Below are 22,201 nucleotides of genomic sequence, written 5' to 3'. Positions count from 1 at the left end.
GCAGATTAGGTGTAGCTGGCCGATCCCCCTATGGCAACGAGTGACAAATTAGTAGACATTTAACGCCATGAATCTGGAGAAAAGCCCATGAGCAAAAAAATTGCAGTGATCCTTTCCGGCTGTGGCGTCTATGACGGCGCCGAGATCCACGAAAGCGTGATCACCTTGCTGCGTCTTGATCAGCGTGGGGCTCACGTCCAGTGCTTCGCCCCCAACATTGCCCAGTTGCATGTGATCAATCACCTGACCGGCGAGGAAATGCCCGAGAGCCGCAACGTGTTGGTGGAATCGGCGCGGATCGCGCGGGGCAACGTGAAGGACTTGCGTGAAGCCAGGGCCGAGGATTTCGACGCCCTGATCGTACCTGGTGGTTTTGGCTCGGCGAAAAACCTCTCCAACTTTGCCGTCGAAGGCGCGGCTTGCACGGTCCAGCCAGAGGTCCTCGCGCTGACCGAGGCCTTTGCCGAGGCCGGCAAACCGGTCGGGCTGATCTGCATCTCCCCGGCCCTGGCGGCGAAAATCTACGGCCCGGGCGTGGTCTGCACCATCGGCAACGACGTCGACACTGCCGCCGCTGTGACCAAAATGGGGGGTACTCACGAAGAGTGCACCGTCACCGACATCGTTGAAGACCGAGCGCGCAAACTGGTCAGCACCCCGGCCTACATGCTGGCGCAGAACATCAGCGAAGCGGCTTCCGGCATCAACAAACTGGTGGATCGGGTGTTGGAATTGACGCACGAGAACGACGCCTGACCCCACCACCACTAACCCTGTGGGAGCTCGCTCCCACAGAGGTTTGGGCATGATTCAAGGCAATCGGGTCAGGCGCGTCAGGATCCGATCCAGGGCATTGGCAAACCCCTGCTTGTCTCGCTCGCTGTAGGCCGCCGGGCCGCCGCCCATGTGGCCCTGTTCACGCAGATCAGTGAACAGGTTGCGCACCGCCAGCCGCTCGCCCATGTTCTGGGCATCGAACTCCTTGCCGCGCGGGTCCAGGGCCGCGACGCCCTTCTTCACCAACCGGTCGGCCAAGGGCACGTCGCTGCAGATCACCAACTCACCCGGCACGGCATGTTCCACCAGGTAATCGTCCGCCGCATCAGGGCCACTGGGTACCACGATCAGCTTCACACAAGCCAGGGCCGGCTTGATCTGCGGCTGACCGGCCACCAGCACCACCTCGAACCGGCGCTTCAGGGCGAACTTGACCACCAGTTCTTTCGCCGCCTTGGGACAGGCATCGGCGTCGATCCATACGCGCATTGGGGTTGCTCCTCTTTAAAATGCATCGCGAGCAAGCTCGCTCCCACAAGGACAGCCTACATCCTGTGGGAGCGAGCTTGCTCGCGATAATGAGCGCAGCGAACGCTTTTCAGGAAACCTGAACCCGACGCTTCTCCACCACCCAACTGCGCCCATACAGCACCATGATCGCCAGGATCGCCACCACTTGAGCGGCCAGCGAATAGGCATCGGCATGAATGCCCAGCCAGTCGAATTCGAAGAATGCCACCGGATGGGTGCCGAAGATCCCGGCTTCCTGCAACGCCTTCACGCCGTGACCGGCGAATACCACCGACAGCGCGCACAACAACCCGGCGTTGATACTGAAAAACAGCGCCAGGGGCAGTTTCGCCGAGCCGCGCAGGATCACCCAGGCCAACCCCACCAACAACACCAGCGCCGTCGCGCCGCCGGCCAGCACCGCGTTGTGCCCGGCGGGGCCCGCTTGCAACCACAGGGTTTCGTAGAACAGGATCACTTCGAACAGTTCGCGATAGACCGAGAAGAACGCCAGGATCGCAAAACCAAACCGACCACCGCCGCCCACCAGGCTGCTCTTGATGTAGTCCTGCCAGGCCGCTGCGTGGCGACGGTCATGCATCCACACACCCAGCCACAGCACCATCACACTGGCGAACAACGCCGTCGCGCCTTCAAGCAGCTCACGCTGGGCACCGCTGACGTCAATCACATACGCCGCCAGGCCCCAGGTCGCCAGGCCGGCCACCAGCGCCAGCCCCCAACCGACGTTGACACTGCGCACCGCCGACTGCTGGCCGGTGTTGCGCAGGAACGCCAGGATCGCCGCCAGCACCAGGATCGCTTCCAATCCTTCACGCAGCAGGATCAGCAACCCGGAGATATAGCTCAGCGACCAGCTCAAGCCATCGCCACCCAGCAGGCCGGCGGACTCCTTCAACTTGGCCTTGGCCGCGTCCAGACGCTGTACCGCCTGCTCCACCGGCAAACCGTCCTGCAACGACTGACGGTAGGCCATCAGGGACTTTTCGGTGTCCTTGCGCACGTTGGCATCGACGTTGTCCAGCGAGCTTTCCACCAGCTCGAAACCTTCCAGGTAAGCCGCTACCGACAAGTCATAGGCCTGGTCGTGATCACCGGCACGGTACGCCGCGATGCTTTTATCCAGGGTGGCCGCCGTGTAGTCGAGCAACTGCGCCGGGCCACGTTGCACTTGCGGCGGCTGGGCACGCTGGGCACGGAACGTCGCCGCCGCTGCCGGGCCTTGTGCGGCGAGGACTTCGGCCGGGGTCTGGCGCGCCAGGTCAGCGAGGTTGAAGACCTGTTCACTTTTGGCGGCGGCCGGGTCCGCGCTGAAGCTGGCGATGTAGGTCGCCAGGTCCCAGCGCTGACGGTCGTCGAGCTGATCGGCGAAGGCCGGCATATCCGTGCCTTCGATGCCCATGCCGACGGTGTTGTAGATCGCATAGAGACTCAGGCGATCCAGGCGCTGGGCGTCCCGCATGTTGGCGGGCGGCGGTTCCAAGCCGACACCGGCAGGACCGTCGCCGGCACCGTTGGCTCCGTGGCACACCGAGCAATTTTGCGCATACAGCGGCGCGCCGCGGGTGGGGTCGGGCGTGATGACCGGTGCCTGGCTGACCTCATATGCCACCGCCAGCTTGGCCCCCAGTTGCCGCGCCAGGCGCGCAACATCGCCGCCGTCCTGGCGCTGGGTGATCGCCGTGCGCAGGGTGCCGATGCCTTGGACCAGCTCAGTCTTTTCTGGCTTGGCCGGCCACCCGGCGACCAACCCTTCCAGCGCTTGGGTAAATTCCAGCTGCTCGCGGTACTCCGCCTCGTCGATGACCTTGCCCGCCTCGACCGTCGCCGGGTAATCCGCCCCGATGTAATCCAACAAATGCAGCGCCTGGGGGGCACTCTCGAGGGGGTCGGCCTGCAGCGCAGTGCTGCACAAAGCGAGCAATGGCAGTAGAAGCCAGGCCAGGAAACGGAACGGCACAGTCATGAATGACTCTCAGTTGGTAATAAGAAGTAACACATTGTTCACTTCCAATGGCTTCGGCTCAAGGGCGGATATGACTTGGGAGCCGATTTTCATCGGATTTTCATGCTTTGGAGGTGATGTCACAAAAACGGCATTTAGACACTGAAAAGCCATTACATAGCCAAGAGCCATGTTTATAATCCCGCCGCCTTCTTATCATTCGATGGCATAAAAGCTCCTCTTTTTATGAGGAACCGACAGCGTACCAACGCTTGTCCGTGGGATCGCCCCAGCCCGACCCGCACACCCCGGCTGTTTCTCAGGGAAGAAATGTTCATGGCATCCCGTGCCGTTTTTCCGATCGCCCTCGGTGCGATCACCTTGTTGTCCGGCTGTTCGGCCTTTCGCAACTACGACAGCGAATTGGCCCAGACCAACCAGCAACTGGCTTCCGGCAACGTCGACGCCGCATTGACGCTGCTGGAAAAGAACAACACCAGCCAGGACAAGGACCTGCTGTATTACTTCGAGAAAGGTGAGCTGCTGCGCGCCAAGGGCGACCTGTCCGGCAGCCAGACCGCCTGGAACAGCGCCGACCAACAAGTTGCCCAGTGGGAAGATGCGGTCAAGCTCGACACGGCCAAGTACCTGGCCCAGTTCGGCAGTTTCCTGGTCAACGATAAAGTCCGCCGCTACGAAGGCTACGACTACGAAAAGGTCATGCTGACCACGCAGATGGCCCTGAACCTGCTGGCGGTGAATGACTTCGACGGCGCACGGACCCAGATCAAGAAGACCCACGAACGCGAAGCGGTGATCGCCGACCTGCGGGACAAGGAATACCTCAAGCGCGAGGAAGAAGCCGAGAAACAAGGGGTCAAGACCGAATACAAGGACCTTCAGGGTTACCCGGTGGCCAGCCTCGATGCCCCGGAAGTGGTCAGCCTCAAGAACAGTTACCAGAGCGCGTTCAGCCATTACCTGGCCGGTTTCGTCTACGAAGCCCTGGGTGAAAAGGACCTGGCCGCACCGGGTTATCGCAAGGCCGCCGAACTGCGCCCCAACACACCGCTGCTGGAGCAGGCCCTGCGTGACCTCGACAAGCCCGCCGCCAAGAGCGACGACAGCGACATCCTGATCGTGGTGCAGAGTGGCCTGGCGCCGTCCCGGGACTCGATCCGCATTCCCTTGCCTTTGCCAATCAGCGGCAACCTGGTCATCACGCCGTTGTCGTTCCCACTGATCAAGCCCGACACTTCCACGGCCACCTTCGGCCAGATCGGTGTCGACGGCCGCCAGCTGGACCTGACCCAACTCAACAGCACCACCGCCATGTCCCGTCGGGCCCTGCGCGACGACATGCCGGGCATCATCCTGCGCACCACCGTGCGCGCCGTCACCCGTGGCGTGGCGCAAAAGCAGATCAACGACACCAATCCCCTGGCCGGCCTGGCCGTCGGCCTCACCTCGGCCGTACTCGAAGGTGCCGATACCCGAACCTGGCGCACCCTGCCCGACTACACCCAGGTGGTGCGCCTGCGCCTGAAGAAAGGCGAGCACCAGGTCACCTTGCCAAGCGCGGTGGGCGGCTCGGTGGTCAAGGTCACCGTCGACCAGCGCTACCAGGTCATCAGCCTGCGTGCGGTGGGTAATCAGGTGTTCGCCGGTGGCCTGGCGGCCCAGGTGATGCCAAGCGCCAACCCGACCGCCATTGCCCTCAAGCAACCTTAAGAACGGAGTCTTGTTCACATGCGTTTAAAACTGATCGCCGTCGGCGCCCTGGCCTTGCTGGCCGGTTGCGCCACCCCGCCACCACCGGAGCCGGGCAGCGCCGCCAGCAAGGTCGTGGCGATGGGCAAGACCAAGAACATTGTGGTCGGCGCCATGCGCGTGGCCCGGGAAAACGGCTACATGACCGTCAATGTCCAGTTGAGCAATACCAGCTACAACAACAAGACGATGTATTACCGCTTTGCCTGGCTCGGGCCGGAAGGCTTTCCGATCGCCGAGGAAGAAACCTGGAAAAGCCTGACGCTGTACGGCGAACAGACCAGCTTCCTGCCGGCCATCGCACCGACCCCCAAGGCGGTGGATTTCCGTTTGGAAATCAATACCCCTTGAGCCTGATCCCGGTCGGTCAAGCCAACACCAGACCTGTGGCGAGGGAGCTTGCTCCCGCTCGGTTGCGCAGCGACCGCAAGATCTTGGGGCCGCTTCGCGACCCAGCGGGAGCAAGCTCCCTCGCCACGGGGATCGCCGGCACAAGTTCCTTTACTGATCGGCATCAAGCCTTAGCCCCATTTCATTCAGTTTTCGAGAGCACCCACATGTTCGTACGCATTTCCTCCATCGCCCTCGCCGCCCTGCTGGTCAGCGGTTGCGCCAACAACTCGCCGGTCCTGGGCAACAAGAACATCAGCTACGGCGACACCAAGGCCGTGGAAACCGTGACCAACGAGTTCGGTTCCACCGACCTGCAAATGATCGCCGAGTCCATGACCCGCTCCCTGGCCCAGTCCGGCATCCTGCAGGGTCGCCCGGTGGTCCAGGTCTATGACGTGAAGAACAAGACCAGCGAATACATCGACACCCGTGAAATCACCACCAGCATCAAGACCCAGCTGATGAAGACCGGCGCTGCTCGCTTCGCCAGCGACAACACCGCCATGGACAGCCAGGTCGATCAGCTCAAGCTGCAGAACCAGAGCGGCCTGTACAAGAAAAGCACCGTGGCCAAGACCGGCAACATGATCGCTGCCAAGTACCGCCTCGAAGGCTCCATCAGCTCGATCGTCAAGCGCAGCAGCGACTACAAGGACGTCTTCTACAAATTCAGCCTGCAATTGATCGACGTCGAAAGCGGTCTGGCCGAGTGGATGGACGAAAAAGAAATCCGCAAGACCACGGAGCGTTAAGCCATGCGCACATGGATAGGCATCATGGCCCTGGCCTGCGCATTTGGCGCGCAGGCGGCCCCGAAAGTCGCAGTGACCGACCTTGCATACCAGGAGCGGGTGGAGGAATACATCCACACCGTCTCAGCGCAGAGCAACTTCCAGGCGAACCCTTACAGCGCCAGCGCTTCCTCGAGCTACGACGAGATGGAAGCCACCAGCAGCTATATCGAGCAGGGCGAACTGCGCAAGTTCACTGGCGACATCAAGGGCGAGATCCTGCGCAGCGGGATGTTCCAGCTGGTGCAGGGCACCCCGCACACCGCGTCGTCCAAGGGCGACGTCTATGACGTGATCAAGCGCATCAAGGCCGGGAACTTCAAGGGTGCCGACTATGTGCTGTTCGGCACGGTGTCGGACATCGACTTCACCCGCGACATCAACGAGCTGGCCAATACCGACAGCTATTCGGCCGTACTGGCGCTGACCTTGGTGGCAGACTTCAGCCTGATCAACACCAAGACCTACGAAATCACCTCGGCCTTTACGGCCATGGGCGAAGGCCAGGACACCAAGTTGTTGAACCACCGGGACGTGCGCATCAGCCTCAACCGGCCGCGGGTGGTGCGCGATGTGTCCAAGGCCCTGGGGGAAGACGTGGCGCGGCAACTGAGCGAACAGCTCGGCGGCCCGAGCTATCAACAGCCCGGCGAGCCGATGCAGCGCAATAACCTGCCACGGGATACGGCGCCGGTGATCTTGCGCTGAGCCACGCCGCTGGATAGTAGAGACGCTTTTTGTGGCGAGGGAGCTTGCTCCCGCTGGGTCGCGAAGCGGCCCCAAGATCTTGCGGTCGCTGCGCAACCGAGCGGGAGCAAGCTCCCTCGCCACAGGTGTTGTGTATAAGCCGGTTACACCGCAGCCTTGCGAATCGTCGCGAGCAAGCCCGCCGCCCCGATGAACAGGCCAGCAAACGTGCGGTTCATCCGCCGTTGCTGCTTCGGTGTACGCAACAGCCGCAGGACTTTGGACGCCAACCCGGTGTACCCGGCCATGACGATGAGGTCGACGACGATCATGGTGACGCCCAGGATCAGGTATTGCTGGATCAATGGTGCATGGGGATTGATGAACTGTGGCAACACCGCCAGCATGAACACCAGCGCCTTGGGGTTGCTGATGTTGACCAGGAAGCCACGAAACACCAGCGCCAAAGGGTTACCGATGGGCCGCACGACGGAATCATCGCTGATATCGCCAGGGATGGCTCGCCACTGTTTGATACCCAGGTAAACCAGATAGGCCACGCCGAACCACTTGATCGCATAGAACGCGGTGGCCGAGGCCGTGAGGATAGCGCCAACACCGGCGGCGACGATCACGATTTGCAGCGCCAGGCCCAGTTGCAGGCCCAGGGCATTCCAGTAACCGCGCCAAAACCCGTAGCGCAAGCCACTGGACATCGATGCAATGGCACCGGCGCCCGGGGAAAGACTGATCACCCAACAGGCGGCGAAAAACGCCAGCCATGTTTCCAGCACCATTGCACACCTCGGCTCGAATTCGTCGAAAACGACTAAGCTAATGCGCCGCTGAAGGATTGACCATCGCTTTTTTGCAAAAAAAAGCCAATCGGCGAAGCCGGATTATTCGACGAACCCACCCACCGGAAACGCTTCGCTGCCACGCCAGCGCCGTACCGAACGCTGGAAGAACAGGCTGTTGGGTACTTGCACCATGGCACTGCCGGTGCCGAGTTCCTCGGGTTCGATCAGCGTGGTGTACAGCAGATTGATCGCCACCACGCGTCCTTTGATGCCAGGCTTGTCGGTGGTGTCCACCAGCTCGACCACATCGCCCAGGCGAAACGGTCCGACGGTGTAGATCAACACGGCGCAGAACAGGTTGGACAGCACGCTCCAGATGGCGAAGAACGCCACCGCCGCCACCGCCACGAAACCCGAGATCGCCGTCCAGAGTACCGTGGCCGAGACACCCAGGCGCTCCAGCGCCACCAGTACGGCGCTGCCCATGATCAGCCAGCGCAGCACACCGCGCAGGATGATCACCAATTGCGTCGGCAGTGGGTAGCGCTCGCCGAGGCCCGTGAGCGCACGCGCAACGAACCGCTGGGCGACATATCCCACCAACAGGATCAGCAGGATTTGCACACCCAGCCAGATCGGCTCGATCCACATGACGGGTATAGGCAACGCCAACGCTTCCATCAGGACAACGCCTCCAGCTCCGCTTGCAGGTTTTCCAGCAGTTCCAGCGCTTGCATCCAAGCCTCCTCGAGTTCCGCTTCCCGAATTTTCAGCTTGGCCTGCTCGGCCAGCAGGTCGCGCAACTCATCTTTGCGCGCCGCCTCGTAGAGACCACTGTCGCCAAGGCTGGTTTCGATCTTTTGCAGTTTTTCATGCAGCTTGCCCAACTCGGCTTCGAGTTTGTCGGCCTCACGCTTGTGCGGCGCCAGTTGCTGGCGCAATGCGGCGGCGGCCTGGCGCTGGGCTTTCTTGTCGGTCTTGTCCGGGTTGACCGGCGTGCTGCTGACCGGCGCGTTGCGCTGGCGGTATTCCACCAGCCAACGGGCGTAGTCTTCCAGGTCGCCGTCGAACTCCTCGACCTTGCCGTCGGCCACCAGGAAGAAATTATCCGTGGTGCTCTTGAGCAAATGCCGATCGTGGGACACCACCAGCACCGCGCCACTGAATTCCTGCAAGGCCATGGTCAGGGCCAGGCGCATTTCCAGGTCCAGGTGGTTGGTCGGTTCGTCGAGCAGCAACAGGTTCGGCCGGCCCCAGGCGATCAGTGCCAACGCCAGGCGTGCCTTTTCGCCACCGGAGAAATTCAGCACCGGCTCGTCGATGCGCGCCCCGCGGAAATCGAAACCGCCGAGGAAATCCCGCAGGGTCTGCTCGCGCTCGGTCGGTGCCAGGCGTTGCAGGTGCAACAGCGGGCTGGCCTTGGAGTCCAGGGAATCGAGCTGATGCTGGGCGAAGTAGCCGACCACCGTGTTCTCGCCCCGGGTCAGGCGCCCGGCCAGAGGCTCGAGTTCGCCGGAAAGGTTCTTGATCAGGGTCGACTTACCGGCACCGTTGGGGCCCAGCAGACCAATCCGCGCACCCGGGGTCAGTTGCAGCTTGACCTTCTCCAGCACGGTCTTGTCGCCATACCCCAGGCGCGCGTCGGACAGGTCGATCAACGGGCTGGAAATCTTGGTCGATTCGCGGAAGACAAAATCGAACGGTGAATCGACGTGGGCCGCCGACAACTCTTCCATCCGCTCCAATGCCTTGATCCGGCTCTGGGCCTGGCGGGCCTTGGTGGCCTGGGCCTTGAAGCGGGCGATGTAGCTTTCCATGTGCGCACGTTGCGCCTGCTGCTTCTCGTAGGCCTGCTGTTGCTGGGCCAGGCGTTCGGCACGCGCGCGTTCGAAGGCGCTGTAGCCGCCACGGTACAAGGTGAGCTTGCGCTGATCGACATGGGCCACGTGATCCACCACCGCGTCGAGGAAATCACGGTCGTGGGAAATCAGCAGCAGCGTGCCCGGGTAACTCTTGAGCCAGTCTTCGAGCCAGATGATGGCGTCGAGGTCCAAGTGGTTGGTCGGCTCATCGAGCAACAGCAGATCCGAAGGACACATCAAGGCCTGGGCCAAGTTCAGGCGCATCCGCCAGCCACCGGAGAAGTCCCCGACCTGACGATCCATCTGCTCATTGGTAAAGCCCAGGCCGGCGAGCAATTTGCGCGCACGGGCATCGGCGGTGTAGCCGTCGGCACTGTCGAGTTCCGCGTGCAGACGGGCCTGTGCGGCACCGTCGTGGGCCGCTTCGGCCGCCGCCAGGTCGCGTTGCACCTGGCGTAGGCGCAGGTCGCCATCGAGCACGTAGTCCACCGCCAGACGCTCGAGGGTGTCGACCTCCTGGCGCATGTGGGCGATGCGCCAATCAGCCGGCAACAGGCAATCACCCGAGTCCGGGTGCAGCTCGCCTCGCAGCAAGGCGAACAGGCTCGATTTGCCGGCGCCGTTGGCACCGATGAGGCCGGCTTTGTGGCCGGCGTGCAGGGTCAGCTCGGCGTCTTCTAGCAGACGTTGCGGGCCACGCTGTAAAGTCAGGTTCTGAAGTCGGATCATAATGGCGGCGGAGTCTACCAGCTTCGCTCGCAACTGGCGCGAGTAGCACGATGTCCCCAGACCTGTGGAGCTTTTCCCTCGACCTCTATGCCAAGCCTGGCGTAGAGCCTGCGTGCCTGGCATCACAAGACGCCGGCGCCAACGTCTGCCTGCTGCTGTGTGGCCTGTGGCTGGCGCAGCGTGGCGTGGCCTGCAATGAACACAGGCTGCGGCAGCTTCGACTATTGGCCGAGCCCTGGGATGCCGAGGTGGTGCGGCCACTGCGCACGCTTCGCAGCCAATGGAAAACCAGCGCCCTCCAGGACACGGCACTCAATGGCCTGCGCGAGCAGGTCAAGCAGCTGGAGCTGGCGGCCGAACGGCAATTGCTGGGGCGATTGGAAGCGCTGGCCAAGGATTGGCCTGGGACACAACAGAACGATTCAGCGCAATGGCTGCAAGGGCTGGCGGCGAATGCCGGGCCAGCGAGCCGCGACGCGCTGCATCAGCTGCGCGTCGCGGTGTCCGGCACTTAGGAAGCGCTGGTTGGGGTGCTGCTGATGCTCGGCGCAACGGCGGCGGATGGGCTGGTCGCCGCGGCCGGAGTGCTGGCGGTTGGAGCCGGTGCCGTGGTCGGAGCCGGTGTCGCTGGCTTGGCGGCTGGCGCAGTCGCAGGTTTTGCAGCGGCTGGCTTTTTCACGGCCGGTTTCGCTGCCGGCTTGGCGGCTGGTTTGGCGGCAGCGGGCTTCGCGACGGCTGGTTTGGCAGCCGTTGGCTTCGCCGCAGCAGGCTTGGCCGCAGCCGGTTTGGCAGCGGGTTTAGCCGCCGCTTTGGCGGGGGCTTTGGCAGCGACAGGCTTGGCAGCCGTTTTCGCAGCGGGCTTGGCCGCAGCCGTTTTGGTTGCCGCAGGCTTCGCTGCTGGTTTGGCAGCAGGCTTAACGGCAGCAGGTTTTGCGGTGGCTTTTACCGCAGCTTTGGCAGCAGGTTTTGCGGCGGCGGTTTTAGCGGCAGGTTTGGCTGCAGCTTTTGCCGCAGGTTTAGCGGCCGGTTTAGCAGCAGCTTTTACAGCAGGCTTGGCGGCAGCAGGTTTTGCAACTGCCGTTTTTGTGGCGGGCTTGGCCGCAGCTTTGACAACTGGTTTTTTTGCCGCAGGTTTTGCAGCACTGGCAGCGACCGATTTGGCAGCTGGCTTGCTGGCAGCTTTGGCCGGTGCTTTCGCCGCAGGCTTGGCAGCGACTTTGGCCGGAGCTTTTGCCGCGACGGGTTTAGCCGCCGGCTTCTTGGCCGATACAGCGGCAGGCTTGGCAGCACGAAGCGTCAGCGCCTTGCCTGCGGCTTCCTGCACGCGACCGACACCCTGGGCCAGTTTCAGGCTTTCCTGGGCATCACGCTTGAGTTGCAGAATGTAGGCGCGGGTCTCGGACTGACGATCCTTCAAGGCATCAAGCAGGTCTTCGAGTTCTTTCACGACATCTTTGGCCTTGGCTTGCGCCTTGGCCTTGCCAGCGGTGGCTGCGTCTTGCAATTTGGTGCGCGACTTGTGCAGTTTTTCCTGCGCTTTGCCGCGTTGTTTTTCAAGTTTGGCGAGCAGTTTTTCAGCATCAGCCAGGGCTTGGGAGCAGGCATTTTCCAGATGTTCGAGCAGGCTGCCCGAGAGTTGTTGGAGCAAGTGCAACGGAGTGTTTACAGGCTTCTTGGTGGCCGACATGGTTTACCTCCTGACTGACGTGAGTGCGGCTCATACTAGACCTCTGCTTCAACCGCCGCTAGGGCATGTTGACAGTACACAAGACGTTGCGTTGCAAGGGACGAAAAATCTTCTGCGCCAGTGCCTTGGCAATCCACCTCTATAGATATCGGCACTGGCATAATTCCTCGATTCGAGGCCGGAGAGCACACATGTCGCGTCACCTGTTTTTATTCCTGTGCATGGTTTGCTCCACGGTCCAGGCCGTTGAAAAAACCAGCGCAAACGATGCCCACGATTTGGCTTACAGCCTGGGCGCAAGCCTCGGCGAACGCCTGCGCCAGGACGTGCCGGACCTGCAGATCAAAGCCTTGGTCGAAGGCTTGCAACAGGCCTACCTGGGCAAGCCGCTGGCCCTCAAGGATGAACGCATCGAACAGATCCTGGCCGAGCACCAGGCACGACTGAATTCGCAATCGACAACGCCACAGATCGAAGCCGCGTTGAAAACGGAGCAGAAATTTCTCAATGAAGAAAAGAACCGTCCAGGCGTCCAGCAACTCGCAGACGGCATCCTGCTGACCGAGATCAAGCCAGGCCACGGCGCGAAAGCCGGCCCTCACGGCAAGGTCCAGGTGCTGTATACCGGTCGATTGCCGGACGGCACCGTATTCGATTCCAACCACCAGGCACAATGGTTCAACCTCGACAGCGTGATTGACGGCTGGCGCAGTGCATTGCCGCAAATGCCGGTAGGCGCAAAATGGCGGTTGGTGATTCCGTCGACCCTGGCCTATGGCGCCGAAGGGGCGGGAGATGTGATCCCGCCGTTCACACCACTGGTGTTTGAAATCGAATTGCTGGGCGCGACGACCTGACGCCGACTCAATAAAAAACGGTGCGCACTGCGCACCGTTTTTTCATGACCGCGAAACCCTCAGGCCTGGACCGCGGCTTCTTCCTTGTGAGCGTTGTGCAGCACTTCGATCAGGCAGTCTTCCAGTTCGAAACGTTCGTGCAGCAAGCCGCCCAGCTCCTTGAATTTTTCCGCTACGCACTTGCCTTCATCGCACAGGTCGTTGAACGCCAGCAGCTTTTCGGTGATGACGTCGATACGCGGGTAGATCTGCTCGGCCAGTTCCAGGCCGCGCTTGTCGTTGAAGGCCTTGGCCTCGCCCGTCAGTTGTTCGTATATCTCGAAATGACCGGCAGACACATAGTCGACCAGCACACCGCAGAACTCCTGCAAGGGTTTGCGGCTTTCGCTCAGCGCTTCAGGCTTATCGCCGAGGGCATCGTAGGCCCGAACCAGTTCGTGACGCTCCTGCAACCAGCGATCGATCAGCAGATGCACCCCACCCCAGCGTTCCTGAGCATTCTGACAACTTTCGAGCATGGTGATTTCTTCCCTTGTGGGTCATGCCACTCGCAGCCTGTGCACGCCTGATGATCAGGGACAAGCCAGACACAACATGATCGAGCGGCACAATTCCAATAACACGTGCGGGCCAGATTATGCCCGCACGACAATGGCTTCAAGGTACGCAGGAGATAAAGTTCATACAAGTGTTTAATCCACGGCCCGGAGCATCTGCGACGTATCGCCGCTGAGCGGTCGTACCAGAGCACTCCAGGCAAGGCGCAGCAGTAGATAGGCCATCGCGCTGGACACCGCGAGAAAAAACAACAGGCTCCATTCGGGGATACTCAGGTCGAACAGCGTCCAGGTGATATTCGCGCAATCGACCGCGCCGTCGAGGACGCGATGCAACGCGCACCACCACGAATCCATCAGCTTGGGCTGGGCAACACAATCAGGAAACGGCTCGAACGAATGGCTTTGCATCAAGACCTGACGCCATGCCAGGGTCATTCCCCCCGTCGCAAAAACCAACCCTGCCGCACCATAGAAGAGACTGCCTCTTTGGCCTGGACCGTGTACGCATGCCACAAGGCTGTTCACCAGGAACAGCGTCAGGCACAACCGCTGCAAGACACACAGGCTGCAAGGCGTCAGGCCGACCGAATACTCCAGATAAGTGGCAATGCCCAAAGCCAGGGCTGCGGCGATGGAAGCCATGAAAAACAAGAAGCGTGAGCTGGCCAAAGACATGGCGGTTCCGTAACAGAAGAGACAAGCAGTTACGGTAGAGGAAAGCCCTCGGGCCTTTCAAGGCAGGCCCGCGCAGACACTTCACCAGGGATGTAGGGAATTCCCGACAGGCCAAAGAGGATACAGCGCGATGGGCTGTAGGACTTTACTGACGGCATGACCAAAGCCCCAAAACCAGGGTGGTATTCGCAACCCTTCGCTCGTGGACGGCACTGAACCTGTGGCGAGGGGATTTATCCCCGCTGGGCTGCGAGGCAGCCCTAAAGCCTGGCGCCGTGCGTGCTGTATCAGATTTTCATCGAGCCCAAGCTTCAAAGGGCCGCTTCGCAGCCCAACGGGGATAAATCCCCTCGCCACAAGGGTTCATACCATTTTCAAGAATGAGTCATGCCCCTCTCAAGTGGACAACACCTGAGCCGGAACCGGCAACGGTGCGGCCAGCAGGCGCTCGTCCAGCAGCCCCAATCCCTCCTGGAACAACTGGTTGCTGCGCTCGGCATCGCCCAGTTGCGCCAGCAATCGCGCCAGTTCAGCACAGGCTTCGGGGTTGCGTTGGACGCGCAAGCTGCTTTCCAGATAGTCCCGCGCCTTGCCCCACAAACTGTTCTGCAGGCATAGGCGCCCCAGGGTCAGCAGCAGGCTTGGATCCGCCGGATGATCCTTGAGCCAGCCTTCGGCCGTTTGCAACTGGCGGATCGGATCATTGCCTCGAACCAACCCGTACAGGCGCGCCAGATGGCTGTCATAGTGACGCTTGAGCGCACTTCGCAGTACCTCTTCAGCCTCGACCTGGGCTCCCAACTGACGCAACTGCTCGGCATAGGCCAGCACCAGCGCGGACTCCTGGCGCTGCGCGGAGGTCAGTTGTTGCCAGGCGCGATTGAGCGACTGCAAACCGACGCTGCCGTCCTCCTCACGGTGGGCTGCCAGGGTGAGGTTTTCACCCCAGGCACGACGTTCCAGTTCCGCCAGTTCAGCGGGTGGCAGGACCTTGTCCTTGCGCAGCTCCGGCAACAGCCGGATCAATGCCGACCAGTCGCCGCGCTGCTGATGCAGTCGTTGCAGTTGGCGCAGGACCTGGACGTTATGGGGATGCCGCTCATGCATGGCCTGGAGCGTGGTCAACGCGCCGTCGGTGTCGCCTCGGTCCGTCTGCAGTTGCGCGTGCGTAAGGGCAATGGCCAGTTCCGCCTGGGGCTGACGCTCCAGGGCGCGCTCGAGCAAACTGTCGCTCTGTTCGTAGAGACCTTGTTCGTTGGCCGCACGGGCGGCACCAAGGTAATACAGCAGCGGCTGGCGCTCGGCTTCGGCAGCACGATGCAGGTGTCGTTGGGCACTGGCCCAGCGACCTTCGGCCAGGTCCAACTGGCCGTGCTCGATCGCCACTTGCACCCGCCGGCTGCGGTTGCGCCGCGACCACGGGTTGACCACGCCGCTCGACGTAGTCACCAGCCCGATCAGCGCCCTCAGGCCTCGCCACACCAGCCAGAGCACCGCCACCAGCGCCAGGGTGACCCAAAGGCCAGCTTCATAACGGAAGTTCTTGTACGCCACCAGCACGTAACCCGAATGCTCGGCAATCGCCACGCCCAGCAAGGCAGCGGCAGCGATGACCACGAACAGAATCACGTAGAGACGCTTCATGGCGTGGCCTCCTGCGCGCCAGGCGCGGGCAACGGCTTGACCGATTCCTGGGCATTGAGGTTGCGGCGCTCAAGGTAAGCCTGGACGCTGCTCAGCGTGCCCGTCAGGTCCGGGGTGACCACCGTCACCGGCTGCTTGGACAGCTCGACCACGCGCTCGAGCATGATCTTGCTTTGCGGGTTGTCCTGGTTGAAGTTGTTCTTCAACACGTCCCGAGCCTCGGTCAGCGCCTGGGTGTAGACCGGCGCCTGACCATTGAGGGCGGCCCATTGCGCCTGCTCCAGCGCCAGGCTCAAGGCCAGGCGCACTTGCACGAGGCTTTGCCCGGCCAGCAGCGGACGAACATTTTCATCGGCGTTGAAGTCGATACGGATATAGCGCGAGATCTGGTCCCACCACTGCGCCCAACGACTGGCGCCATCGCCGTCGGCGGTCAGGCCCAGCAAGGATTCACCGCGGTCCTTGTACTCGGGCGCCAGTTCGGTCAGCTCCAGGACCTGGTCACGCAAGGCGCCCAGTTGCAGGAACAGCCCGGTGCGATCCGGTTGCTCGGTGCTGCGCAACGCGGCGAGGGTCTTGGCCAGTTGCTCGCGGGCGGCGAACGAACCGGGGTCGTTCTGCTCGCGCAGGATTTCGTCAGCCCCCTGGACCAGCGCCTGGGCACTGTTGATGTCCTGCAGGGCGGAAAGACGCAGGCTGGCCAGGCGCAACAAGTGCTCGGCCTCCGCCAGGCGCCAATCCTTGCGGCTGGCACCGAGCACGGTTTCCAGGCGCTGGTTCAGGTGCTGCTGGTCACTTTGCAACTGGGCCACCAGGCGCCGCCGCCCCTCCAGCTCTTCGGCCGGAGGCAATTGCGCCAGGCGCTCGCTCAGGCGTTGCTCGTTGAGCTTGAGGCTCTGGGCCTGGTCATTCAGTGCCTGGACCTGGGCGGACTGCTGCTGGTTATTGGTTTGCAGGTGACGCACCTGCCACACGCCCCAACCGCCCACGGCCACGCCAGCGGCCCCGAGCAGCAATGCAACTATGGCCAACCCGTTGCCGCGACGCGGCGCCACCGGGGGCGGAGTTTCAACCGGCGCATCGATCGCTGGCTGGTCTAGATCTTCTTTTGGCAAGGCTGTTTCGCTCACGTATCCATCCTTTGCATTAGAAAACGGCACGGAGTGTTCCCGTAACGCCGCCAGCAAAGCCGCGGCATTGGCGCCACGACAATCCACAACTGTTCGGGCCCCGGCGGCACGCGCCATCTCGGCAACCCTTGGGCTTGGAACAAACAACGGTAACCGCGCCAAGGCCGGCCACGCATCGCCGGCCAGCCGCTGCAGATGCTCGAAGCCCTGCCCACTGCTGACCACCAGTGCGTTCAAGTGTTCCGCTTCGACTTTCGCCGGCAACGCCCCTTCGCCGTAATCGGGCAAGTGGCGGCGGTACAATTCCAGATAATCGACACTAGCACCTTGCTCGCGCAAACGCTCTGCCAGCAAGCCACGCCCGCCTTCACCGCGCACGATCAAAACCTTGGGGTCGGGCCGCGCAACAGCCTGGCGCAAGACCAGGTGTTCCAGCAAGGCTTCGCTGTCATCGCCGTTATCGGGATAAAACACCGTGAGGCCGGCATCGACGAGAATCTGTCCGGTGGCCGCCCCCACGCTGAACCATGGTTGGTCTGGAGGCTGGGGCCAGTATTGGCGCAGCAACTCGACGCACAGGCGTGCGGCCGGTTTGCTGACGACGATCACGGCAGAGTATTGGTCCAGCACCTGGAGTATCGCCCGCCCGGCATCGGACAGCGGGACCGGCTCGATATCCAGCAAGGGCAGGCTGCTGCTGTAGACCCCCGCTTCGGCCAGGACAGCCGCCAGCGCCGACGACTCGCCCGCCGGCCGGGTGAGCAGCAGCCGCCAACCCGTCACGTGTGGCCGGCCTCGCCATAGACGGCCTTGAGGATGTCGGCGGCGCCCTGGCTCAACAGATCCTCGGCCACCCGCACGCCCAACGCCTCGGCATCGTGGCGCGGCGCCCGGGCGTCGGCGCTGAGCAGCCGGCCACCGTTGGGATCCCCCACCAGGCCACGCAACCAGACCTGTTCGCCTTCCAGCACGGCGTAACAGGCGATCGGCACTTGGCAACCGCCATTGAGGTGTTTGTTAAGGGCGCGCTCGGCGAATACCCGCGTAGCGGTGTCTTCATGGTGCAGCGGCGCCAGCAAGGCATGGATGTCGCTGTCGGCGCTACGGCACTCGATGCCCACCGCCCCTTGTCCACCGGCCGGCAGGCTGTCGTCGACGCTGATGGCCGAGGTGATGCGATCTTCAAAGCCCAGGCGGATCAGGCCGGCGGCGGCGAGAATGATCGCGTCGTACTCACCGGCATCGAGCTTGGCCAGGCGCGTATTGACGTTACCGCGCAGGAAACGGATTTGCAGGTCCGGGCGGCGAGTCAGCAACTGTGCCTGGCGACGCAGGCTGGAAGTACCCACCACGCTCCCGGCGGGCAGTGCGTCAAGACTGGAGAACGTGTTGGAGACGAACGCATCGCGGGGGTCTTCCCGCTCGCAGATGCAAAACAGGCCCAGGCCTTCGGGGAAGTCCATGGGCACGTCTTTCATCGAATGCACGGCGATGTCGGCTTCGTTGTCCAGCAACGCGGTTTCCAGTTCCTTGACGAACAGGCCCTTGCCGCCGATCTTCGACAGCGGCGAATCCAGCAGCTTGTCACCGCGACTGACCATGGGCACCAGGGTCACGATCAGGCCGGGATGGGCCGCTTCCAGGCGGGCTTTGACGTATTCGGCCTGCCAGAGGGCCAAGGCACTTTTACGGGTGGCGATGCGGATCTCGCGAGGGGACATGGATCAATCCGTACTTAAAAGATACGGCAGATAATAACAGCTCAGCCAAAACCGCTTTGATTTGAATCACGACCCTAAGGCCTCCCTGGCCGCCAAATCCTCGAATTGAAACGCATCGAACGCCTTGGACCGCCGCATTAAAGCTGCTGCATCATCTTGCGCACGCCGGCCACGTGTCGCCGGCTGACAATCAGCGCGTCGCCATTGAGGCCCTTGAGGAACAGTTGGAAATGCCCAAGGGGGGTGCGTTGCAAACGCTCGATCCGCTCGCGAGCCACGAGGGCGTTGCGGTGGATGCGTACGAAACGTTCGCCGAACTCGTCTTCGAGGGCCTTGAGAGGCTCATCCAACAACACCTCGCCACTCTCATGGCGCAAGGTCACGTATTTGTGGTCGGCAATGAAATAGACCACCTGGTTCAACGGGATCAGCTCGATGCCTTTGCGGGTGCGCGCACTGATATGGCTGCGCGGGCCGCTGCCGCTTTCGGCGGCCGGACGGGTCAGCGCTGCCAGCTGCACGCGGTTGGGCCGCTCGGCCTTGCGCAAGGCTTCGAGCAGCGCCTCGGCCGCCACGGGCTTGACCAGGTAGCCTACGGCGCCGGCCTGCAACACCTCGGGAGGGAAGTCGTCCCGGGTGGTACAGAACACCACGGCGGGCGGCGACTCTCGTTCGCACAGCTTCGCCGCGACCTGTAGACCGTCCAGGCCAGGCATGCGAATGTCGAGCAGCACGATATCCGGCTTGTGGCTGTCAATAAGGGCCAATGCCTCTTCGCCATTGGTGGCGCTCGGCTCCAGGACACTGTAACCCTCGAGCTCGCCAACCATTCGGCTCAGGCGCTCGCGGGCCAGTGGTTCGTCATCAACGATCAGGACATTCATATTGCGCTGGATTCCTGCGTGAGTCTCGCACAAGGATAGCGTAGACAGGGGAAGTGACATCCGTCACGGCGATCCACGCTAAGACTCGTTCGAGGGCCAAAAAGTGCCGCGAGGCGGTTGCCTATCTTTACCAGCGCTTGCCGACCGATGCCCGAGGCCCGTTGTCGCACGGCGTCGCCGTAGGGATTGTTAACTGTCGATCTGACCAATATGAGCCCCCCCTTCTTATCTATATCCGCTGCGCCATGGGTGGAAAAAGCAAAAGTCCTACAGTCCACTGTAGACGGTTGCCACGACGATATTGCTCAATCGAAAAATATCGTTGCGGGAAAACCCGGTTGGATCCCAGGCTTGCATCGAAAAAACCTGCCGACCAGTGCCAGCGCCAGTCCCGGCAACCCTGCTATCATCCGCCGCAGCCTTTAACCGCTACTTTCTCCACAGCCGATCACGAGCGAATTCATGAGCACTGACAAGACCAATCAGTCCTGGGGCGGCCGCTTCAGTGAACCCGTCGACGCCTTCGTCGCCCGCTTCACCGCCTCCGTCAACTTTGACCAGCGCCTGTATCGCCACGACATCATGGGCTCGATCGCCCACGCCACCATGCTGGCCAAGGTCGGCGTGCTGACCGATGCCGAGCGCGACAGCATCATCGACGGCCTGAAGACCATCCAGGCTGAAATCGAGGCCGGCCAGTTCGACTGGCGCGTCGACCTTGAAGACGTACACATGAACATCGAAGCGCGCCTGACCGACCGCATCGGCGTGACGGGCAAGAAACTGCACACCGGCCGCAGCCGCAACGACCAGGTCGCCACCGACATCCGCCTGTGGCTGCGCGATGAGATCGACCTGATCCTGGCCGAAATCACTCGCCTGCAAAAAGGCCTGCTGGAGCAAGCCGGGCGCGAAGCCGAGAGCATCATGCCGGGCTTCACGCACCTGCAAACCGCCCAACCTGTAACGTTTGGGCATCACATGCTGGCCTGGTTCGAAATGCTCAGCCGCGACTACGAGCGCCTGGTGGACTGCCGCAAGCGCACCAACCGCATGCCCCTGGGCAGCGCCGCGCTGGCCGGCACCACGTACCCGATCGACCGTGAATACACCGCGCAGTTGCTGGGCTTTGACGCCGTGGGCGGCAACTCGCTGGATAACGTCTCGGACCGCGATTTCGCCATCGAATTCTGCGCCGCCGCAAGCATCGCGATGATGCACCTGTCGCGCTTCTCCGAAGAGCTGGTGCTGTGGACCAGTGCGCAATTCCAGTTCATTGACCTGCCGGACCGCTTCTGCACCGGCAGCTCGATCATGCCGCAAAAGAAAAACCCTGACGTGCCGGAGCTGGTACGGGGCAAGAGCGGCCGGGTGTTCGGCGCATTGATGGGCCTGCTGACCCTGATGAAAGGCCAGCCACTGGCCTACAACAAGGACAACCAGGAAGACAAGGAACCGCTGTTCGACGCCGCCGATACCTTGCGCGACTCGCTGCGGGCCTTCGCCGACATGATCCCGGCCATCAAGCCCAAGCACGCGGTGATGCGCGAAGCGGCCCTGCGCGGCTTCTCCACCGCCACGGACCTGGCCGATTACCTGGTGCGCCGTGGCCTGCCGTTCCGTGACTGCCACGAAATCGTCGGTCACGCCGTGAAGTACGGCGTGGACAGCGGCAAGGACCTGGCGGAAATGAGCCTGGACGAACTGCGCCAGTTCAGCGACCAGATCGAACAGGACGTGTTTGCCGTGCTGACCCTCGAAGGCTCGGTCAATGCCCGTGACCACATCGGCGGCACCGCGCCGGCGCAGGTCAAGGCAGCTGTGGTACGTGGCCAGGCGTTGCTCGCCAGCCGCTAAAAGCTGAAAAGCTTCGCGAGCAAGCCCGCTCCCACATTGGATCCCTGTGTGTTCACAAGAATTGTGTTCGCTGGAGATCTACTGTGGGAGCGGGCTTGCTCGCGAAGGCGATCCAGAGATCACCACAACAATTTACTTCTTGGCAGCGATCATCGCCAAAAACGCCGGCATCGCCGCCTCTCTGTCCGCCGCAATCCGCTGCACATTTGGATTCTGTTCCAAGCGCTCCATCAGCGCCTTGGCCGCTGGCATGCCTGCCAGCAAGTCGATATCGAACAGCTTCCTGCCCACCTGCAAGGCCAGGGATAAGCTGTAGAAGAAATACAGATCGGCCAGGCTCATGCGCTCGCCCGCCACATAGGGCGAGAATTTGCCGTGCCTGCCAAGCGAGGCAAACCCCAGCAGCAATTCGGCCTTGGTCTTTTGCTTGATGGCATCGGGCACCGGCGTGCCGAAAAATGCCTCGCCATAACAGGCTCGCCCCGGCAACTCGATGTACAACTCGATTTCCCTGCACAAGGCCAGCACCTGGGCACGCTCGAACGGGTCACCGGGCAGCAGGGCTTTCCCGGGCTGGGTTTGCTCGATGTACTCAAGGATCACGCTGGTCTCGTTGATAAACCCTTGTTCGGTCTTCAACACCGGGACCTTGCCGCGTGGGCTGACAGCGAGCGCTTCAGGGGTCTGGCTTGGGTAAAACGGCACTTCCTCGAAAGGCAGGCCCTTCTCCAGCAGCGCCAGCTTGACCATGTTGTAGTAGTTACTGACAGAAAAACCGTAAAGCTTGAGCATCACAAAGCCTCCAGGCCGTGCGGGGTTGGCAGCCAAGCGTTATAGACCGCCAGGGCATTTCTTGCCAGGCGCATCACGCCGCTGAATGCAGGTAAACTGGCGACCTTTC

At 62.1% G+C, this 22,201-nt stretch carries 21 protein-coding genes and 2 pseudogenes; 8 read left to right on the top strand and 15 right to left on the bottom strand.

From position 1 onward, the window contains the following. The first annotated feature begins 87 nt into the window (after positions 1–87). On the top strand, positions 88–756 hold the full coding sequence (gene elbB, locus BLO97_RS04735; RefSeq protein ID WP_092149195.1) for an isoprenoid biosynthesis glyoxalase ElbB: 669 nt from the start codon (positions 88–90) through the stop codon (positions 754–756). 54 nt (positions 757–810) lie between these two features. Here elbB and BLO97_RS04730 read toward each other — a convergent pair whose 3' ends face one another. Together BLO97_RS04730 and BLO97_RS04725 are read right to left on the bottom strand one after the other, a co-directional pair. Next, positions 811–1,266, bottom strand: a complete 456-nt coding sequence (locus BLO97_RS04730) for a YaiI/YqxD family protein (RefSeq protein WP_060740113.1) — start codon at positions 1,264–1,266, stop codon at positions 811–813. Positions 1,267–1,375: 109 nt separating this feature from the next. Beyond that, positions 1,376–3,274 carry a cytochrome c/FTR1 family iron permease gene (locus BLO97_RS04725; protein ID WP_092149198.1) on the bottom strand — a complete coding sequence of 633 codons (1,899 nt, stop codon included), beginning with the start codon at positions 3,272–3,274 and terminating at the stop codon, positions 1,376–1,378. Between the two features lie 315 nt (positions 3,275–3,589). Here BLO97_RS04725 and BLO97_RS04720 point away from each other — a divergent pair, with 315 nt between their 5' ends. The 4 genes from BLO97_RS04720 (at position 3,590) to BLO97_RS04705 (ending at position 6,915) form a co-directional block, all read left to right on the top strand. Then, a complete protein-coding gene (locus BLO97_RS04720; protein ID WP_092345340.1) occupies positions 3,590–4,984 on the top strand; it encodes a COG3014 family protein in 1,395 nt (464 codons plus the stop codon). 18 nt (positions 4,985–5,002) lie between these two features. Continuing rightward, a complete protein-coding gene (locus tag BLO97_RS04715; RefSeq protein ID WP_003206754.1) occupies positions 5,003–5,374 on the top strand; it encodes a YcfL family putative periplasmic lipoprotein in 372 nt (123 codons plus the stop codon). A 206-nt stretch (positions 5,375–5,580) separates the two neighbouring features. Then, positions 5,581–6,168 carry a penicillin-binding protein activator LpoB gene (lpoB, locus tag BLO97_RS04710; protein ID WP_072343012.1) on the top strand — a complete coding sequence of 196 codons (588 nt, stop codon included), beginning with the start codon at positions 5,581–5,583 and terminating at the stop codon, positions 6,166–6,168. Positions 6,169–6,171: 3 nt separating this feature from the next. Continuing rightward, a complete protein-coding gene (locus tag BLO97_RS04705) occupies positions 6,172–6,915 on the top strand; it encodes a penicillin-binding protein activator LpoB (RefSeq protein WP_092151245.1) in 744 nt (247 codons plus the stop codon). A 143-nt stretch (positions 6,916–7,058) separates the two neighbouring features. Here BLO97_RS04705 and rhtB read toward each other — a convergent pair whose 3' ends face one another. The 3 genes from rhtB to BLO97_RS04690 form a co-directional block, all read right to left on the bottom strand. Further along, positions 7,059–7,691 (bottom strand): homoserine/homoserine lactone efflux protein, encoded by a 633-nt coding sequence (gene rhtB / locus BLO97_RS04700; protein WP_092148211.1) that lies wholly within the window; start codon positions 7,689–7,691, stop codon positions 7,059–7,061. A gap of 102 nt (positions 7,692–7,793) precedes the next feature. Next, complete coding sequence (locus tag BLO97_RS04695) at positions 7,794–8,375, bottom strand: mechanosensitive ion channel family protein (protein ID WP_092148214.1); 582 nt, start codon at positions 8,373–8,375, stop codon at positions 7,794–7,796. Further along, positions 8,375–10,285 carry an ATP-binding cassette domain-containing protein gene (locus BLO97_RS04690; protein WP_092148217.1) on the bottom strand — a complete coding sequence of 637 codons (1,911 nt, stop codon included), beginning with the start codon at positions 10,283–10,285 and terminating at the stop codon, positions 8,375–8,377. The genes BLO97_RS04695 and BLO97_RS04690 overlap by 1 nt, the downstream gene beginning before the upstream one ends. Before the next feature lie 50 nt (positions 10,286–10,335). Between BLO97_RS04690 and BLO97_RS04685 the strand changes: the two genes are divergently transcribed. Further along, positions 10,336–10,800 carry a TIGR02444 family protein gene (locus BLO97_RS04685; protein ID WP_092345168.1) on the top strand — a complete coding sequence of 155 codons (465 nt, stop codon included), beginning with the start codon at positions 10,336–10,338 and terminating at the stop codon, positions 10,798–10,800. Here BLO97_RS04685 and BLO97_RS04680 read toward each other — a convergent pair. Then, positions 10,797–11,972, bottom strand: coding sequence for an AlgP family protein (locus tag BLO97_RS04680; protein WP_092345166.1), 1,176 nt, complete (start codon positions 11,970–11,972; stop codon positions 10,797–10,799). The two genes, BLO97_RS04685 and BLO97_RS04680, sit on opposite strands and share 4 nt — an antisense overlap. Positions 11,973–12,163: 191 nt before the next feature. Between BLO97_RS04680 and BLO97_RS04675 the strand changes: the two genes are divergently transcribed. Beyond that, the gene (locus BLO97_RS04675) at positions 12,164–12,829 is read left to right on the top strand and encodes an FKBP-type peptidyl-prolyl cis-trans isomerase (protein ID WP_092148223.1); all 666 of its coding nucleotides are present in this window, start codon (positions 12,164–12,166) and stop codon (positions 12,827–12,829) included. Between the two features lie 59 nt (positions 12,830–12,888). Here BLO97_RS04675 and BLO97_RS04670 read toward each other — a convergent pair whose 3' ends face one another. The 8 genes and pseudogenes from BLO97_RS04670 to BLO97_RS32190 form a co-directional block, all read right to left on the bottom strand. Beyond that, on the bottom strand, positions 12,889–13,347 hold the full coding sequence (locus BLO97_RS04670) for an Rsd/AlgQ family anti-sigma factor (protein ID WP_003206770.1): 459 nt from the start codon (positions 13,345–13,347) through the stop codon (positions 12,889–12,891). A 174-nt stretch (positions 13,348–13,521) separates the two neighbouring features. After that, positions 13,522–14,064 carry a disulfide bond formation protein B gene (locus tag BLO97_RS04665; RefSeq protein ID WP_092148226.1) on the bottom strand — a complete coding sequence of 181 codons (543 nt, stop codon included), beginning with the start codon at positions 14,062–14,064 and terminating at the stop codon, positions 13,522–13,524. Positions 14,065–14,460: 396 nt separating this feature from the next. Next, positions 14,461–15,708, bottom strand: coding sequence for a heme biosynthesis protein HemY (locus BLO97_RS04660; protein WP_072343040.1), 1,248 nt, complete (start codon positions 15,706–15,708; stop codon positions 14,461–14,463). Next, the gene (locus BLO97_RS31850) at positions 15,705–16,838 is read right to left on the bottom strand and encodes a uroporphyrinogen-III C-methyltransferase (RefSeq protein ID WP_256571678.1); all 1,134 of its coding nucleotides are present in this window, start codon (positions 16,836–16,838) and stop codon (positions 15,705–15,707) included. The genes BLO97_RS04660 and BLO97_RS31850 overlap by 4 nt, the downstream gene beginning before the upstream one ends. A gap of 36 nt (positions 16,839–16,874) precedes the next feature. Continuing rightward, a pseudogene (locus tag BLO97_RS31845) lies at positions 16,875–17,621 on the bottom strand (uroporphyrinogen-III synthase); the annotation flags it as partial. Further along, positions 17,618–18,559 (bottom strand): hydroxymethylbilane synthase, encoded by a 942-nt coding sequence (gene hemC, locus BLO97_RS04650; protein WP_063323841.1) that lies wholly within the window; start codon positions 18,557–18,559, stop codon positions 17,618–17,620. The pseudogene BLO97_RS31845 and the gene hemC, both read right to left, overlap by 4 nt. Before the next feature lie 137 nt (positions 18,560–18,696). Next, positions 18,697–19,443: a LytR/AlgR family response regulator transcription factor gene (locus BLO97_RS04645; RefSeq protein WP_003206780.1), complete on the bottom strand. Its 747-nt coding sequence runs from the start codon at positions 19,441–19,443 to the stop codon at positions 18,697–18,699. Further along, positions 19,440–19,589 (bottom strand): annotated as a pseudogene (locus BLO97_RS32190) (sensor histidine kinase); the annotation flags it as partial. The gene BLO97_RS04645 and the pseudogene BLO97_RS32190, both read right to left, overlap by 4 nt. Before the next feature lie 316 nt (positions 19,590–19,905). Between BLO97_RS32190 and argH the strand changes: the two are divergent. Then, complete coding sequence (gene argH, locus BLO97_RS04635) at positions 19,906–21,300, top strand: argininosuccinate lyase (protein ID WP_063323839.1); 1,395 nt, start codon at positions 19,906–19,908, stop codon at positions 21,298–21,300. A 132-nt stretch (positions 21,301–21,432) separates the two neighbouring features. Here the strand turns inward: argH and BLO97_RS04630 are convergent, their stop codons facing one another. Continuing rightward, complete coding sequence (locus BLO97_RS04630; protein ID WP_092148232.1) at positions 21,433–22,092, bottom strand: glutathione S-transferase family protein; 660 nt, start codon at positions 22,090–22,092, stop codon at positions 21,433–21,435. Positions 22,093–22,201: the final 109 nt, after the last annotated feature.

Origin of the sequence: Pseudomonas sp. NFACC05-1 (assembly GCF_900100135.1) — a bacterium.
Classification (GTDB): domain Bacteria; phylum Pseudomonadota; class Gammaproteobacteria; order Pseudomonadales; family Pseudomonadaceae; genus Aquipseudomonas; species Aquipseudomonas fluorescens_Q.
Note: the sequence above shows the minus strand (reverse complement) of the source record. Positions and strands in the feature narration are given on the sequence as shown.

What these genes read in the sequence shown, in the direction of transcription:
- elbB (WP_092149195.1), top strand. Translation starts at nt 88, where the DNA reads ATGAGCAAAAAAATTGCAGTGATCCTTTCCGGCTGTGGCGTCTATGAC.
- BLO97_RS04730 (WP_060740113.1), bottom strand. Translation starts at nt 1,266, where the DNA reads ATGCGCGTATGGATCGACGCCGATGCCTGTCCCAAGGCGGCGAAAGAA.
- BLO97_RS04725 (WP_092149198.1), bottom strand. Translation starts at nt 3,274, where the DNA reads ATGACTGTGCCGTTCCGTTTCCTGGCCTGGCTTCTACTGCCATTGCTC.
- BLO97_RS04720 (WP_092345340.1), top strand. Translation starts at nt 3,590, where the DNA reads ATGGCATCCCGTGCCGTTTTTCCGATCGCCCTCGGTGCGATCACCTTG.
- BLO97_RS04715 (WP_003206754.1), top strand. Translation starts at nt 5,003, where the DNA reads ATGCGTTTAAAACTGATCGCCGTCGGCGCCCTGGCCTTGCTGGCCGGT.
- lpoB (WP_072343012.1), top strand. Translation starts at nt 5,581, where the DNA reads ATGTTCGTACGCATTTCCTCCATCGCCCTCGCCGCCCTGCTGGTCAGC.
- BLO97_RS04705 (WP_092151245.1), top strand. Translation starts at nt 6,172, where the DNA reads ATGCGCACATGGATAGGCATCATGGCCCTGGCCTGCGCATTTGGCGCG.
- rhtB (WP_092148211.1), bottom strand. Translation starts at nt 7,691, where the DNA reads ATGGTGCTGGAAACATGGCTGGCGTTTTTCGCCGCCTGTTGGGTGATC.
- BLO97_RS04695 (WP_092148214.1), bottom strand. Translation starts at nt 8,375, where the DNA reads ATGGAAGCGTTGGCGTTGCCTATACCCGTCATGTGGATCGAGCCGATC.
- BLO97_RS04690 (WP_092148217.1), bottom strand. Translation starts at nt 10,285, where the DNA reads ATGATCCGACTTCAGAACCTGACTTTACAGCGTGGCCCGCAACGTCTG.
- BLO97_RS04685 (WP_092345168.1), top strand. Translation starts at nt 10,336, where the DNA reads ATGTCCCCAGACCTGTGGAGCTTTTCCCTCGACCTCTATGCCAAGCCT.
- BLO97_RS04680 (WP_092345166.1), bottom strand. Translation starts at nt 11,972, where the DNA reads ATGTCGGCCACCAAGAAGCCTGTAAACACTCCGTTGCACTTGCTCCAA.
- BLO97_RS04675 (WP_092148223.1), top strand. Translation starts at nt 12,164, where the DNA reads ATGTCGCGTCACCTGTTTTTATTCCTGTGCATGGTTTGCTCCACGGTC.
- BLO97_RS04670 (WP_003206770.1), bottom strand. Translation starts at nt 13,347, where the DNA reads ATGCTCGAAAGTTGTCAGAATGCTCAGGAACGCTGGGGTGGGGTGCAT.
- BLO97_RS04665 (WP_092148226.1), bottom strand. Translation starts at nt 14,064, where the DNA reads ATGTCTTTGGCCAGCTCACGCTTCTTGTTTTTCATGGCTTCCATCGCC.
- BLO97_RS04660 (WP_072343040.1), bottom strand. Translation starts at nt 15,708, where the DNA reads ATGAAGCGTCTCTACGTGATTCTGTTCGTGGTCATCGCTGCCGCTGCC.
- hemC (WP_063323841.1), bottom strand. Translation starts at nt 18,559, where the DNA reads ATGTCCCCTCGCGAGATCCGCATCGCCACCCGTAAAAGTGCCTTGGCC.
- BLO97_RS04645 (WP_003206780.1), bottom strand. Translation starts at nt 19,443, where the DNA reads ATGAATGTCCTGATCGTTGATGACGAACCACTGGCCCGCGAGCGCCTG.
- argH (WP_063323839.1), top strand. Translation starts at nt 19,906, where the DNA reads ATGAGCACTGACAAGACCAATCAGTCCTGGGGCGGCCGCTTCAGTGAA.
- BLO97_RS04630 (WP_092148232.1), bottom strand. Translation starts at nt 22,092, where the DNA reads ATGCTCAAGCTTTACGGTTTTTCTGTCAGTAACTACTACAACATGGTC.